Genomic DNA, 14583 nt, shown 5'->3' with positions numbered 1-14583 from the left:
GGCTTTTTTGGCTCGGGCGAAGGCGAAAACGGACTTGACCTCGCCGACATAGTGGAAAACGTGGAGAAATACATGAGTGCATCAGAGGCGCAAAGCCCGCATCAGCCTGTGAACAACAAAAAGAAAAAGCGTAAAGGCGCACTGATTTTACTGGCGCTGGTGGTCGTACTGCTCGGCATTGCGTGGGGCGTATACTGGTTTTTAGTGTTGCGTCATTTTCAGGAAACGGATGATGCCTATGTTGCGGGTAATCAGGTGCAGATCATGGCCCAGGTGTCAGGCAGCGTGAACAAAGTCTGGTTTGACGATACGGACTATGTCAAAAAAGGGGATGTGCTGGTGTCGCTGGATAAAACTGACGCACAGCAGGCCTTTGAAAAAGCGCAGACGGAGCTGGCTACCAGCGTTCGTCAGGTGCACCAACAGATGATTAATGCGAAACAGTATCAGGCCACCATTGCACTCCGTCAGACGGCGTTGGATCAGGCGCAGGCCGATCTGAAACGCCGCGAACCGTTGGGTGCGTCCAACCTGATTGGCCGTGAAGAACTGCAACATGCGCGCGATGCCGTGGCCTCCGCGAAAGCAGAGCTGGATGTGGCAATTCAGCAATACAACGCCAACCAGGCGATGATCCTGAACACCTCACTGGAAAACCAGCCTGCCGTAAAACAGAGCGCCGCGCAGCTGCGCGACGCCTGGCTGGCACTGCAACGTACCGACATTCGCAGCCCGATGGACGGTTATGTCTCGCGTCGTAGCGTCCAGGTCGGATCGCAAATCAGCACCAGTACCCCGCTGATGGCTGTCGTCCCGGCGACGGATTTGTGGGTGGATGCAAACTTCAAAGAAACCCAACTGGCAGGCGTGCGTATTGGTCAACCGGCCACCGTTGTGGCCGATATCTACGGCGATGATGTGGTCTATCACGGCAAAGTGGTGGGGCTGGATATGGGCACAGGCAGCGCGTTTTCCCTGTTACCTGCACAGAACGCCACGGGCAACTGGATTAAAGTCGTTCAGCGCCTGCCAGTGCGCATTGAGCTGAACCAGGACGAAGTCGCGAAGTATCCACTGCGTATTGGCCTGTCAACGTTGGTCAAAATTGATACCGACAATAAAGACGGTAGCGTACTGGCTACCAGCGTACGTCAGCAGGCAGCCTACAGCACTAACGCTCTGGCCATTGACCTGGCACCGGTTAATACGCTGATCACCGATATCGTCCACGCGAACGCCGGATGATGAGCCGGAGGCTGTAATGGCACAAACACCGCTTAAAGGGATGCCGCTGGTCTTAATGACCATTGCGTTATCGCTGGCGACGTTCATGCAGGTTCTGGACTCTACCATTGCGAACGTTGCGATTCCGACGATTGCCGGTAACCTGGGGGCGTCCAACTCCCAGGGAACCTGGGTCATCACCTCATTCGGGGTGGCCAATGCTATCTCGATTCCGATTACCGGCTGGCTCGCCAGGCGCATCGGTGAAGTCAAACTCTTTACCTGGTCCACTATCTTGTTTGCGCTGGCCTCCTGGGCCTGCGGTATGTCAGAAAGCCTGGAGATGCTGATTTTCTTCCGCGTCATTCAGGGGATCGTGGCCGGTCCGTTGATTCCGCTGTCGCAAAGCCTGTTGCTGAACAACTATCCTCCGGCCAAGCGCAGTATCGCCCTGTCGCTCTGGGCGATGACGGTGATCGTGGCCCCGATATGTGGACCGATCCTCGGCGGCTGGATCAGCGATAATTACCACTGGGGCTGGATCTTCTTTATCAACGTTCCTATCGGGGTTGTCGTCATTATGCTGACGCTGCAAACCCTGCGTGGTCGTGAAACCCAGACACAGATTCGACCGATCGATACCGTCGGCCTGGTCCTGCTGATTGTCGGAGTCGGTTCGCTGCAGGTCATGCTGGATCGGGGTAAAGAGCTGGACTGGTTTAGTTCGACGGAAATCATCGTTCTGACCATTGTCGCCGTGGTGGCGCTCGTAATGTTGCTGATATGGGAGTTGACGGATGAGCATCCGATAGTCGATCTGTCGCTGTTCAAATCGCGTAATTTCACCATAGGCTGTTTGTCGATTAGCCTGGCCTACATGCTCTATTTTGGCTCGATTGTCCTGTTGCCGCAGTTGTTGCAGGAGGTCTACGGCTATACCGCAACCTGGGCCGGGCTGGCGTCTGCACCGGTGGGGATTATCCCGGTTATCCTGTCGCCGATTATTGGGCGTTTCTCGCATAAGATAGACATGCGGCAACTGGTAACGTTTAGCTTCATTATGTATGCCATTTGTTTTTACTGGCGAGCTTACACCTTTGAGCCCGAGATGGACTTTGCGGCCTCCGCCTGGCCTCAGTTTATTCAGGGCTTCGCGGTGGCCTGCTTCTTTATGCCATTGACGACAATCACGCTTTCCGGTCTGCCACCGGAGCGCATGGCCGCGGCATCCAGCCTGTCTAACTTTGTGCGTACGCTGGCGGGCTCGATTGGCACTTCCATTACCACGACAATGTGGACGGATCGTGAGGCAATGCACCACAGCAACCTCACCGAATCGGTGACGCCGTACAACATCAATGCGCAGCAGATGTACAGCCAGCTTGAAGGGATGGGCATGTCGCATCAGCAGGCATCGGCCTACATCGCCCAGCAGATCACCAATCAGGGGCTGATTATCTCTGCCAATGAGATTTTCTGGGCCTCGGCGGGCGTGTTCCTCGTCTTGCTGGTCCTGATCTGGTTTGCCCGTCCACCGTTCGGCGCAGGCGGCGGAGGCGGCGGCGCGCACTAGCGGCTGCCGCACTGTCTTCGCCGGTTCTGGCGTACCTGCCCGGTACGCCAGAACGTCCTTACCAACGCGTCGCTTTTATATCAATCACGAACCGGTATTTCACCTCCCCTTTCAGCATCCGCGCAAATGCCTCTTCTGTCTGCTCTCCGCGAATCAATTCAATGTCAGCCGTAATATTGTTCTCACCGCAGAAGTCCAGCATGTCCTGCGTTTCTTTGATGCTGCCAATAGAAGAGCCGCTGATGCTTAAACGGCGGAATACCATAGGCGTGATATCCGGTGAGGCGTGCGGGCTGTCGGGAATGCCCATCAGCACCAGACGGCCATTGGTTTTAAGCGTGGCCAGATAGGGATCCAGATCGTGAGGCGCGGCAACGCAGTCCACGATCAGATCCAGCGACTGCTGACTGGCCTGCATCTCTGCTGCATGGCGTGATACCACGACATGACGGGCACCAAGTCGGCGCGCATCTTCCGCTTTGTCGGGAGAGGTGGTGAACAGCGTGACGTCCGCACCCAGTGCGCTCGCCAGTTTTACCGCCATGTGCCCCAGCCCACCCAGGCCAATGACGCCAACCTTGTCGCCCGCTTTGACATCAAAGTGACGGAGCGGTGACCACACAGTGACGCCCGCACACAATAGCGGGGCCACGCCTGCCAGCGGCAAGTGCGAAGGAACCGATACAACAAAATCCTGATCGACGACAACGTGTTCCGCATAACCGCCCCGGGTGCGCTCCCCGGTATATTTATCTGTGCCGTTATAGGTCGCGGTGAAGCCGGCTTCGCAATACTGCTCTTCCTGCTGCTGACAAAAACGACAGGTGCGGCAGGCATCTACCATCACGCCCACACCGACAAGATCGCCGGGGGCAAAACGGCTGGCCTTTCCGCCGGTTTCAATCACCCGGCCCACAATTTCATGACCGGGTACTAATGGATAGTGGCTCACCGCCCACTCATTGCGGGCCATGTGCAAATCGGAGTGGCAAACGCCACAGTAAAGAATTTCGATTTTTACATCACTGGGCTGAAGCGGACGCAGCGCTATCTGGCCGGGCGTCAGGGGTTGTGTCGCATCGTGGGCGATCAGTGCATTGATTTTCATTGTGCCTCTCATCGTATCTGGCGTTATTTAACGGAAGGCGGCAAACTCTACTCAAATGGGTTCATTATTGATAGTAGTCACCCTTTGGTGACCATAGAAAGGAAGGACACTATGCCAGCCTGGGTTGACGGAAAACTGGTTTTTTATGTGGATTCGCCACCGCGCCGCCTGATGGATCTGTTTTCGGTGAAGTGGAGCACAATGGTGCTGCACGCGCTGTTTCACTGGCCTGGTGGCCGCGCGCGCACGGGGGAACTGCAGCGAAGCCTGCAGGGAATATCGAAAAAGATGTTGTTTCAGACGCTAAAAGAGCTGGAGCAACGCGGATTAATTTCCCGCCATGTTTATGACGTGGTGCCGCCTAAAGTGGAATATCAGTTAACGGCGCTGGGCAGAACCTTTGCGGAACCGGTGGAACAGCTTTATCAATGGGGACTGGAGAATCAACAGGTACTTGATGAGATGGATGCGCATTATCAGCGATCAAAGCCTGAGGGAGAGTAAAGCGCGGTAACGAACGGCATAGAGCATGATGGCGCATTGGCCGCGCCATCGTTTTGCTCGCACAGATTATGCGTTCTGACGCCACCATTCGGCTAACAGCACACCGGTCGCGACCGACACATTCAGACTTTCCACATTACCGGTGCCGCCAATTGACAGGCTCATATCGCCCTGCTGGAACGTGCTGTCGGACAAGCCTTCACGTTCCTGCCCTAACACCAGGACCATTTTGGCAGGCAGCTCGGCTTCAGACAGCGGCGTACCCTGATGGCTGGATGTGGTTACGATGGTGTAACCCGCTTTACGGAACGCGTCGAGGCCTTGCGTAAAGGTTGTGCCGCTGATGGCCTGAACGTGTTCCGCCCCGCCTTCCGCGGTACGAACTGCCGCGCCGGATTCCAGCAACGAGGCATCATTCACCAGCAGCCCTTTCACACCGAAATGTGCACAGCTACGCATGATAGCGCCAAGGTTATGTGGGTTACTGACATCTTCAAGGGCCAGCACGCAGTCTTTGCTTTCGGCCTTCTCCAGCCACGCGGCCACATCCATGCCCATGCGCTTTTTAATCAGGAAGCACACACCGCCATGGTGTTCGGTGCCGGAGGCTTTGGTGATCTCAGCGTCATCTACCACGTGGTAGGCTTTACGGTTCGCTGCCAGCCAGCGCAGCGCATCGCGAAAACGCGGCGTAACGCTCTGCACAAACCAGGCACGCACGATGCTTTCGGGACGGCTCTGGAACAGCGCCTGACAGGCGTTTTCGCCATAAACCCGGGTTTCTTCCAGGCGCTGGCGGCGGATCTGCTCTACGTCCACGACACCTTTACCGCTGATGCCCGGGTTATCCGATTTGGGCTCATCGACCGGTGCACGGGAAACGGTGCGCCAGGGCGAATCACTGCTGCCGTAAGCGTCGCGGTTATCGCTGCTGCGATCGTTGCGGCGAGGTGCACTGTCATTGCGGCGTGGCGCGCTGTCGCTGCGACGACCTGTACTACGTCCGCCTTCTTCACTGCGCTCAGTACGTGGGCCGGATGAACGACGAGTGTCTTCACGGCGAGCAGCAGGACGGCCACCTTTGCCTGTACGAGGATTGGGCGCACGCGCGCTTTGCTCATCTTCGCCACGCACATACATGACTTTGACCTTACCACTTTTGCCTTTAAATTCGTCGTTCATTTCTTCCTCCTGCATTGAGAGCGCGAAGATTACCTGATGTGACTGCGCTTAGCTATCAACTATTGAACCTATAGAGCAATCCACATTGAGCGGATCTTATCACCCTTTCATAATGGACAATATTGAGCAAAGCGCTCTACATCATTATCAGAGGTTTTTTATGAATACGGTATGCACGTCTTGTCAGGCAACCAATCGCGTTCCCGAAGAACGGCTTGCCGATGGTGCCAAATGTGGTCGTTGTGGCGAAAGCCTGTTTTCGGGTGACGTGATCAACGCCACTGCGGCCACGCTGGACAGCTATCTGCAGGATGACCTGCCTGTCGTCGTGGATTTTTGGGCACCCTGGTGCGGCCCTTGTGTCAACTTTGCGCCCGTTTATAAAGACGTCGCGCAGGAGCGTAGCGGTAAGGTTCGCTTTCTGAAGGTGAATACCGAAGCCGAGCCCGCCCTGAGCAGCCGTTTCCGCATTCGCAGTATCCCGACCATCATGGTGTTTAAAAAAGGCGAGATGGTGGATGTGCTGAACGGCGCGATGCCGAAAGCCCCCTTTAATGAGTGGCTCGACGAATCCCTGTAAGTCCCTGAGGCCAGCATCTGCTGGCCTTTTCCTTTTGTCCGACGCTTCGATTACACTACGCTTTTTCCTGTCCTGAAGAATCATGTCTGATAACGCCGTTTTACGTTTACGCAGCCAACGTCTGGCCCGTGCTACGCGTCCTTTTTTAGCCCGCGGAAATCGTGTGCTTCGCTGTCAGGGCTGTCTGTTGCCGGAAAAACAGTGCCTGTGCGACAGCATCGTTACACAGTCCGCCCGGAGCCGCTTTTGCCTGGTGATGTTTGATACCGAGCCGATGAAGCCAAGCAATACCGGCCGGTTGATTGCGGATGTGTTGCCAAATACGCAGGCCTTTGGCTGGTCACGCACGGAGCCCGATCCGCTGTTACTGGCGGCGGTGGCCGATGGGGCTTATCAGCCGATGGTGGTTTTTCCTGCCTCCTATGCGGATGACGGTCGCGAGGTTCTCCACGCGCCGCCGCTGTCGGGCAAACCGCCGCTGTTTATTATGCTGGACGGTACCTGGAATGAGGCGCGGAAGATGTTTCGCAAAAGCCCCTGGCTTGATCGTTTCCCGGTGCTGTCGCTCAATGTAACGTCCCCTTCCCGCTACACGCTGCGTGAAGCACACGGCGAAGGCCAGCACTGTACGGCAGAAATTGCAGCGGCATTACTGCAACAGGCGGGCGACAGCGACGCAGCGCAGGCTTTATCCCGGCATTTTGAGCAGTTTCGCCAGGCTTACCTGGCCGGTAAACCGCACCATCCCGGTCAGAACCGATAACGTTAGCGGTCACGTACATGCGTGACGAATAGTGTCCCGGGCGCGCTGATGTACGCCCTTCTTCAGCCTGCGATCTGCCCGGCGGTAAAACGGGGCAAATACGTTTACAATCACCTAAATCCTGATGAATGGAGTACGTGATGAGTCAACGCGGACTGGAAGCGCTGTTAAGGCCGAAATCCATTGCGGTTATCGGCGCCTCGATCAAACCGGGACGCGCAGGCTATTTCATGATGCGCAACCTGCTGGCCGGCGGCTTTAGCGGACCGGTGTTGCCGGTTACGCCAAAATACAAAGCCGTCAGCGGCGTGCTGGCCTGGCCTGATATTCACAGTCTGCCCTTCGCCCCGGATTTGGCGGTCATTTGCACCCATCACAAAAGGAATCTGGAACTGCTGCAGCAGCTTGGCGAGAAAGGCTGTAAAGCCTGCATCATTCTTTCTGCGCCCACCAGCCAGCTTCCCGAATTAAAACAGTGCGCCAGCCGCTGGCAGATCCGCCTGCTCGGCCCTAACAGTCTGGGCCTGCTGGCACCGTGGCAGGGACTGAATGCCAGCTTTTCGCCCGTACCCATTGCTAAGGGCCGCATTGCGTTTATTTCGCAGTCATCCGCCGTCTCTAATACCATTCTCGACTGGGCACAGCAGCGTAACCTGGGCTTCTCCTGGTTTATCGCGCTGGGAGACAGTTTGGATACCGACGTGGATGACCTGCTGGATTTTCTTGCCCGCGATGGCAAAACCAGCGCGATTCTGCTTTATCTTGAACATCTTAGTGATGCACGCCGTTTTGTCTCGGCTTCGCGAAGCGCCTCACGTAATAAGCCCATCCTGATCATCAAAAGTGGGCGCAGCCGTCAGGCACAGGCGTTGCTGGGAACGCACAGTGGTCTGGATGCCGCCTGGGATGCCGCCATTCAGCGCGCCGGGTTACTGCGGGTACAGGATACCCACGAGCTGTTTACCGCAGTGGAATCCTTAAGCCATATGCGCCCGCCGCGTGGTCATCGCCTGATGATCGTCAGCAATGGTGCCGCGCCCGCCGCACTGGCGCTGGATGAACTCTATGCCCGCAACGGTAAGCTGGCCGTGCTGAGCGACGAGACCGTGCAGCAGCTCAATGCTGTCCTGCCGGAGGGCGTCGGACATGGCAATCCGCTTGATTTAAAAGACGATGCCACACCGGCGCGTTATCTTGACTGTATTAGCGTGCTGCTCGACAGCCATGATTTAGATGCGTTGATGCTGATTCATGCCCCCAGTGCCGTTGCCCCCGCCACCGAAACCGCAGAGAAAATTATTCAGCTGGTGCAACAACATCCGCGCGGTAAACAGCTTACGCTGTTGACGAACTGGTGCGGGGAATACTCTTCTCAGGCGGCGCGCCGGGCTTTTACGCAGGCGGGCATTCCTACCTGGCGCACGCCGGAAGGTACCGTTACTGCCTTTATGCACCAGGTGGAATACCGGCGTAATCAGAAGTTACTGCGGGAAACCCCCGCGCTGCCGGCCAGTCTGACTCAGGACAGTGCGCAGGCGCACCAGATCTTATCTCAGGCATTAAATCAGGGTGTGTTATCGCTGGATACGCATGAGGTGCAGCCGGTGCTCAAAGCCTACGGACTGGCCACTCTGCCCACCTGGATTGCGAAAGACAGCGATGATGCGGTCACCATTGCCGAACAAATCGGTTACCCGGTTGCGCTAAAACTGCGCTCCCCGGACGTGGCGCATAAATCCGACGTTCAGGGCGTGATGCTGTATCTGCGCAATGCTGCTGAAGTGCGGCGCGCGGCAGACGCCATTATTGACCGCGTAAAACAGACGTTACCCAGCGCCCGAATCGAAGGGCTGGTCGTGCAGAGCATGGCAAATCGTGCCGGAGCACAGGAGCTGCGCATCGTCGTGGAACAGGATCCGCTGTTTGGCCCGATCATCATGCTGGGTGAAGGTGGCGTGGAATGGCAGGCTGAGAAACAGGCTGCCGTAGCGTTGCCGCCGCTCAATATGACGCTGGCGCGCTATCTGGTCATACAGGCGATCAAAGGCGGTAAGATCCGCAGCCGCAGTGCGCTCATCCCTCTTGATGTTGCCGCGCTGAGCCAGTTACTGGTACAGGTGTCTAACCTGGTGGTGGATTGCCCGGAAATAGCGCGCCTGGATATTCATCCGCTGTTGGCGGCGGGCAGTGATTTCACGCTGCTGGACGTCACCCTGTCGTTGGCCCCCTTTGACGGTGACAGCGAAACCCGTCTGGCGATTCGTCCTTATCCTCAGCACCTGGAAGAGGAGGTCGAACTGAAAGATGGTCAGCATTGCCTGTTCCGCCCGATCTTACCCGAAGATGAACCGCTGCTGCGTGACTTCATCAGTCAGGTAACCAAAGAAGATCTCTACTACCGCTATTTCAGCGAAATTAACGAATTCACACATGACGATCTGGCCAATATGACGCAGATCGACTATGACCGGGAAATGGCGATCGTCGCGGTGCGTCAGCACCAGGGACAGCCGGAGATCATCGGCGTCACCCGCGCCATTTCGGATGCCGACAACATTGATGCAGAGTTCTCCGTGCTGGTACGTTCCGATCTGAAAGGTCTGGGAATGGGGCGGCGGTTACTCGAAAAAATGATTCGTTACACCCGCGCCCATGGCCTGCAACAACTGAACGGCATCACCATGCCGGGCAACCGTGGCATGGTCACGCTGGCGAAAAAACTCAATTTTAACGTGGATGTGCAGATGGACGATGGTATCGTCAGCCTTAAGCTTTTGTTACAGGATAATGTCAATTTACCGTGTACAGAAAAGTAAAAATCGCCCGGTCAGCCCGGGTTGATGTTATTATTTAGCGTTATGACCCTGATTTGGTGGCAAAAGGCCATACAATGAATCGAGAAGAAGTGCACTGTGATGTTGTCTAAATTTAAGCGCAATAAACACCAACAACACCTCGCACAGCTGCCTAAACTGTCACAATCTGTTGCGGATGTGTCGACGCTTTATTCGCCTGGCGAATTCCGTGAGACGCTTTTGGAAAAGATTGCGTCAGCGCAATCGCGCATTTGTATCGTCGCCCTTTATCTGGAAAATGACGATGCGGGCCGCGCCGTCATGAACGCACTCTATGCGGCAAAAATCGCGCGTCCACAGCTGGATATCAGTATTTTAGTTGACTGGCACCGCGCCCAGCGCGGGCGCATTGGTGCCGCGCGCGGCGTCACTAACGCCGACTGGTATTGTGAGATGGCCCAGCAACATCCCGACAGCGTGATTCCGGTGTACGGCATCCCGGTGAATACGCGTGAAGCGCTGGGCGTACTGCACCTTAAAGGTTTCATTATTGATGACATGCTGCTTTACAGCGGTGCCAGCATTAATGACGTCTACCTGCACCAGCATGATAAATACCGCTACGACCGCTATCAGCTCATCCGTAACCCCGCCCTGGCTGACACCATGTTCGAATGGATTAATCACCATTTGAAAGAGGCGGAGGCGGTGAATCGTCTGGACTATGCAGAGCGGCCTTCCAGCCCGGAAATTAAAAACGAAACCCGGCAGTTTCGTCAGGACCTGCGCGGTTTTAACTATCAGTTTGAAGGCAACGCTGGCAACGATGAGCTGGCCGTAACGCCTTTAGTGGGCTTAGGTAAACACAGCCTGCTGAACAAGACCATTTTCCATCTGATGCCCTGCGCAGAGAAAAAACTCACTATCTGCACCCCTTATTTCAACCTGCCCGCCTTGCTGGTGCGCAATATCATTTCCCTGTTACGTCAGGGCAAAGATGTCGAGATCATTGTGGGTGATAAGACGGCGAATGACTTCTATATTGCACCCGATGAGCCGTTCAAGATCATCGGTGCACTGCCCTATCTCTACGAAATTAATCTGCGTCGCTTTTTGAGTCGCCTGCAGTATTACGTCAGTAACGGACAGCTGATCGTGCGTTTATGGAAAGAGGGTGAGAACAGCTATCACCTGAAAGGGATGTGGGTCGATGATGAATGGCAGCTTATTACAGGCAACAACCTGAATCCGCGCGCCTGGCGGCTGGATCTGGAAAATGCGGTACTGATCCACGATCCGCATCAGCAGCTGGCCGATCAGCGCCAGCACGAACTGATGCTGATTCGCCAACATACCACTGTGGTTAAGCATTTCCGTGAGCTGGAAAGTATTGCTGACTACCCGGCTAAAGTCCGTAAACTGATTCGACGCCTGCGTCGTATCCGTATTGACCGCCTGATCAGTCGTATCCTCTAGTGTTTCAGCATGCCGCAGGCTGACTGCGGCATACTTACCGATTAAAGTGCCATGCCCTTACCCTGCCGGTGCAGCAACAGCGATACCACGAAGGCCAGTGCCCCCATCCCAGAAACATACCAGAAGAACGTGGTTTCCATGTTGTGGTGTTTCATCAGCAACGCAACATACTCTGCCGATCCACCAAAAATGGCATTCGCCACCGCATAGGAAAGCCCGACACCGAGCGTCCTGACCTGCGGTGGAAACATCTCTGCTTTTAAAATCCCACTGATCGAGGTGTAAAAACTGGTGATCAGCAGCGCCAGCATAATCAGAATAAATGCCATGCCCGGACTCTGAACGTTTTGCAAAAGTGTCAGAATGGGGACAGTACAGATTGCGGCCCCAGCCCCAAAGACCATCATGGACGTGCGGCGGCCGATTTTATCCGACAAACCACCGATAATCGGCTGCAGCAGCATATAAACCAGTAACGCGCCGGTCATTAATCCGCTGGCCGTTTTCGCATCCATGCCTGACGTATTGACCAGGTACTTTTGCATATAGGTGGTAAAGGTATAGAAACTCAGCGATCCGCCCGCGGTAAAGCCCAGTACCATCAGAAACGGCTTAGTATGATTTCGCAATAAACCGATGACACTGCCCGCATCGCGGTGTTCACGGGTTTGTTTATCCGAGGTCTCATCCAGCGAGCGGCGCAGCCATAACGCGACGACAGCCAGCGCGGCGCCTAAAAAGAACGGGATACGCCAGCCCCAGGTTCGTAGCTCATGATCGGTTAACAGAAACTGCAGCACCACGACCGTCAGTACCGCAGCCAGTTGGCCGCCGATTAAGGTGACATACTGGAATGAGGCATAAAATCCTTTTCGTCCTTCCAGCGCGACTTCACTCATATAGGTGGCGCTTGTGCCGTATTCACCGCCTACTGACAGTCCCTGAAACATACGCGCCAGCAAAAGCAGTGCGGGCGCGGCGATGCCAATACTTTCGTAGCCCGGCAGGCAGGCGATCACCAGCGATCCGAAACACATCATGCAGACCGAGATCAGCATGGATTTTTTGCGGCCGTGGCGGTCGCCAATGTAGCCAAATAACCAGCCGCCAATCGGCCGCATTAAGAAGCCCGCCGCAAAGACGCCTGCGGTCTGCAGCAGTTGGGTTGTGGTGTCGCCCTGGGGGAAGAAAATATGGGCAAAGTAGAGTGAGAAAAACGAGTACACATAAAAGTCGAACCATTCGACGAGATTACCTGAGGACGCGCCTACGATGGCCCAGATACGTTTTTTTCTGTCGATCGCCTGCGTGTGGGGAGTGCTGTTCATGTCTGACATGCTATGCCTCGGCTCCTTGCTGATAAGCAGCGTTAAAGCGTTGAGTAAAGCATGGACGGCAATAAAACGGAAAGAGGTGTTGCCCCGAGCCTATAAAATGTGACCTGTGTTGCTAATTTACTGAAATCATTGCGTGATATATCAGGCGGCATTTACCGATAACGCTGCGTCAGCGCCTCACGATGACATCCTGGAAGCACTGACATGCGCACAGGGAGACCGTTAAAATGCAGTGATCACCGTAACACCGGGCGATTCAAACTTATCCATATTCATTAACGCCTCTATGGATTGCTCCAGGTTAATGGTTCTGCCGATCAGTTTTTCCGGACAAAGTTTTCCTGCATGAATCATGTTCATCATCACATCATAGCGATGGGCCTGCATGCCGTGGCTGCCAATAATTTCCAGTTCATTAGCAATGACCCGCGCCATAGGAATGGGCGGTGCGCTGTGTTCACCTGCCATCAGGCCAACCTGAACGTGCCTGCCTCTTTTTCTTAACGAGTTGATAGCGTTGACACAGGTTGCCGTATGACCCAGCGCATCGATTGAAACGTGCGCCCCGCCGTGGGTGAACTCTCTGACCGCTTCCGCTACGTCGGCGACCTGCGTGGCATTTACGATGGCAACAGCGCCCAGCTCACGCGCCAGTTGCAGCTTTTCATCCGAGATATCCACCGCTATGACATTGGCGCCAAGTGCATTGGCAATCATGATGGCGGAAAGTCCTACGCCACCACAGCCGTGCACAGCAAGCCACTGCCCCGCGGACGTTTTCCCCTGATCAACAACGGCCCTGAAAGAGGTGATGAAGCGACATCCCAGACTGGCCGCAGTGGTGAAATTCAGCGTATCCGGAAGAGCAATGAGGTTCAGATCCGCCTGCTGTATGGCGACATATTCTGCGAAGGATCCCCAGTGGGTAAAGCCTGGCTGAAACTGATGATCGCAGACCTGTTGATTGCCTGAATGGCACTCATGGCATAAACCGCATCCCGAGACAAAGGGCACGGTGACATTATCGCCCGGGCGCCATTTCGTCACCGCGCTGCCGACCGCTTCAATCGTGCCGGCGAATTCATGCCCCGGCACGTGGGGTAACGGGATATCAGGATCGTGGCCGACCCAGCCATGCCAGTCGCTTCGGCAAACCCCAGTTGCTTTAACCCGAATCACAACGCCATGGGGTTCCGGTGTGGGATCCGGCAGCGTTTTCAGGACAGGCGGGGACAGAAATGATTCGTATATGACCGCTTTCATCAGTAAACCCTCATGTATGGTTTACTAAAAGTATACTGACGGGCCGTGAAATTACTTTTCGTGTATTGCAGGCGGATCATGGTTTATGAAATTATCTTTCATTAACGATAATAAGGCTGAGTGGATATTTCAGTAAGTATTCTTGATAAGAAAGATGTGGCGTTACTGCGCTATCTGCAAAAGGACGGCAGAATATCGAGTCTTAAGCTGTCTCAGGATTTGGATATGAGCCCGGCGTCAACATGGCGGCGCCTGAAGCGGCTTGAGGACGAAGCCTTCATTGAAGGTTATCAGGCGGTAGTGAATCGTCGAAAGATGGGGTTTGGCGTGATGGCATTCGTGCGTCTGGTCTGCAGCCAACACAGTGAGGCGGCAACACGAGACTTTGAAGAGCGGATCAATGCGAATCCTTATGTCCTGTCATGCCACAATATCACTGGCGAGGCCGACTTCCTTTTGCAGGTGGTTGCGCGGGATTTAGATCATTACAGCCTGTTTATTGAAAAGGAACTGCGCAGGCTACCGGGGATCCTGAGCATTAATTCTTCGATTTCGCTCAGGGAAGTGAAGAAAAGCCATCCCCTGCCGGTCTGAGGGTACGGTTTACTTTCTGACCCAGGATGGCGGGCCTGGAGAATTTATACAAAGAAACGGTACCAGGCGACGATGGAAGGAGTCTTGCCAACCGGTTCAGTGCAAACAGCAGCGCAGGATATCGGGCTCAAGAGGCTTTAAACGGCTATAAGATTCTGCCCGGCTGGCTGCTGAACCATGATTT

12 protein-coding genes are annotated in these 14583 nt (G+C 55.0%); 8 read left to right on the top strand and 4 right to left on the bottom strand.

What is annotated here, in order from left to right:
- Positions 1-72: 72 nt before the first annotated feature.
- Together emrA and emrB are read left to right on the top strand one after the other, a co-directional pair.
- The gene (emrA, locus tag RAC90_RS19785) at positions 73-1245 is read left to right on the top strand and encodes a multidrug efflux MFS transporter periplasmic adaptor subunit EmrA (RefSeq protein WP_375124695.1); all 1173 of its coding nucleotides are present in this window, start codon (positions 73-75) and stop codon (positions 1243-1245) included.
- Between the two features lie 16 nt (positions 1246-1261).
- A complete protein-coding gene (gene emrB / locus RAC90_RS19780; RefSeq protein WP_039340119.1) occupies positions 1262-2797 on the top strand; it encodes a multidrug efflux MFS transporter permease subunit EmrB in 1536 nt (511 codons plus the stop codon).
- Between the two features lie 58 nt (positions 2798-2855).
- On the opposite strand, the gene RAC90_RS19775 is transcribed toward emrB, so the two are convergent.
- Positions 2856-3905 carry an NAD(P)-dependent alcohol dehydrogenase gene (locus RAC90_RS19775; protein WP_375124694.1) on the bottom strand — a complete coding sequence of 350 codons (1050 nt, stop codon included), beginning with the start codon at positions 3903-3905 and terminating at the stop codon, positions 2856-2858.
- A gap of 111 nt (positions 3906-4016) precedes the next feature.
- Here RAC90_RS19775 and RAC90_RS19770 point away from each other — a divergent pair, with 111 nt between their 5' ends.
- Positions 4017-4409: a helix-turn-helix domain-containing protein gene (locus RAC90_RS19770; protein WP_006120688.1), complete on the top strand. Its 393-nt coding sequence runs from the start codon at positions 4017-4019 to the stop codon at positions 4407-4409.
- 66 nt (positions 4410-4475) lie between these two features.
- On the opposite strand, the gene RAC90_RS19765 is transcribed toward RAC90_RS19770, so the two are convergent.
- On the bottom strand, positions 4476-5591 hold the full coding sequence (locus RAC90_RS19765; RefSeq protein WP_006120689.1) for a tRNA/rRNA methyltransferase: 1116 nt from the start codon (positions 5589-5591) through the stop codon (positions 4476-4478).
- Positions 5592-5751: 160 nt separating this feature from the next.
- Here RAC90_RS19765 and trxC point away from each other — a divergent pair, with 160 nt between their 5' ends.
- The 4 genes from trxC to pssA all read left to right on the top strand — a co-directional run bounded on the left by trxC (position 5752) and on the right by pssA (position 11205).
- Positions 5752-6171, top strand: coding sequence for a thioredoxin TrxC (gene trxC / locus RAC90_RS19760; RefSeq protein ID WP_039340125.1), 420 nt, complete (start codon positions 5752-5754; stop codon positions 6169-6171).
- Positions 6172-6253: 82 nt separating this feature from the next.
- Positions 6254-6934, top strand: coding sequence for a tRNA-uridine aminocarboxypropyltransferase (locus RAC90_RS19755; RefSeq protein ID WP_033739452.1), 681 nt, complete (start codon positions 6254-6256; stop codon positions 6932-6934).
- A gap of 140 nt (positions 6935-7074) precedes the next feature.
- A complete protein-coding gene (locus RAC90_RS19750; protein WP_164482513.1) occupies positions 7075-9750 on the top strand; it encodes a bifunctional acetate--CoA ligase family protein/GNAT family N-acetyltransferase in 2676 nt (891 codons plus the stop codon).
- 99 nt (positions 9751-9849) lie between these two features.
- Positions 9850-11205, top strand: coding sequence for a CDP-diacylglycerol--serine O-phosphatidyltransferase (pssA, locus tag RAC90_RS19745; RefSeq protein ID WP_006120692.1), 1356 nt, complete (start codon positions 9850-9852; stop codon positions 11203-11205).
- A 41-nt stretch (positions 11206-11246) separates the two neighbouring features.
- Here the strand turns inward: pssA and RAC90_RS19740 are convergent, their stop codons facing one another.
- A complete protein-coding gene (locus RAC90_RS19740) occupies positions 11247-12542 on the bottom strand; it encodes an MFS family transporter (RefSeq protein ID WP_054633255.1) in 1296 nt (431 codons plus the stop codon).
- A 222-nt stretch (positions 12543-12764) separates the two neighbouring features.
- Positions 12765-13805, bottom strand: a complete 1041-nt coding sequence (locus tag RAC90_RS19735; RefSeq protein ID WP_058702295.1) for a zinc-dependent alcohol dehydrogenase family protein — start codon at positions 13803-13805, stop codon at positions 12765-12767.
- Between the two features lie 120 nt (positions 13806-13925).
- Here RAC90_RS19735 and RAC90_RS19730 point away from each other — a divergent pair, with 120 nt between their 5' ends.
- Complete coding sequence (locus RAC90_RS19730) at positions 13926-14399, top strand: Lrp/AsnC family transcriptional regulator (protein WP_375124693.1); 474 nt, start codon at positions 13926-13928, stop codon at positions 14397-14399.
- The last annotated feature ends 184 nt before the right edge of the window (positions 14400-14583 follow it).

This window comes from Pantoea sp. CS_6 (genome assembly GCF_041954745.1).
Lineage (GTDB): Bacteria > Pseudomonadota > Gammaproteobacteria > Enterobacterales > Enterobacteriaceae > Pantoea > Pantoea stewartii.
The sequence above is the reverse complement of the archived record's forward strand: the minus strand, read 5'-3'. Positions and strand labels throughout refer to the sequence as shown.

What these genes read in the sequence shown, in the direction of transcription:
- emrA (WP_375124695.1), top strand. Translation starts at nt 73, where the DNA reads ATGAGTGCATCAGAGGCGCAAAGCCCGCATCAGCCTGTGAACAACAAA.
- emrB (WP_039340119.1), top strand. Translation starts at nt 1,262, where the DNA reads ATGGCACAAACACCGCTTAAAGGGATGCCGCTGGTCTTAATGACCATT.
- RAC90_RS19775 (WP_375124694.1), bottom strand. Translation starts at nt 3,905, where the DNA reads ATGAAAATCAATGCACTGATCGCCCACGATGCGACACAACCCCTGACG.
- RAC90_RS19770 (WP_006120688.1), top strand. Translation starts at nt 4,017, where the DNA reads ATGCCAGCCTGGGTTGACGGAAAACTGGTTTTTTATGTGGATTCGCCA.
- RAC90_RS19765 (WP_006120689.1), bottom strand. Translation starts at nt 5,591, where the DNA reads ATGAACGACGAATTTAAAGGCAAAAGTGGTAAGGTCAAAGTCATGTAT.
- trxC (WP_039340125.1), top strand. Translation starts at nt 5,752, where the DNA reads ATGAATACGGTATGCACGTCTTGTCAGGCAACCAATCGCGTTCCCGAA.
- RAC90_RS19755 (WP_033739452.1), top strand. Translation starts at nt 6,254, where the DNA reads ATGTCTGATAACGCCGTTTTACGTTTACGCAGCCAACGTCTGGCCCGT.
- RAC90_RS19750 (WP_164482513.1), top strand. Translation starts at nt 7,075, where the DNA reads ATGAGTCAACGCGGACTGGAAGCGCTGTTAAGGCCGAAATCCATTGCG.
- pssA (WP_006120692.1), top strand. Translation starts at nt 9,850, where the DNA reads ATGTTGTCTAAATTTAAGCGCAATAAACACCAACAACACCTCGCACAG.
- RAC90_RS19740 (WP_054633255.1), bottom strand. Translation starts at nt 12,542, where the DNA reads ATGTCAGACATGAACAGCACTCCCCACACGCAGGCGATCGACAGAAAA.
- RAC90_RS19735 (WP_058702295.1), bottom strand. Translation starts at nt 13,805, where the DNA reads ATGAAAGCGGTCATATACGAATCATTTCTGTCCCCGCCTGTCCTGAAA.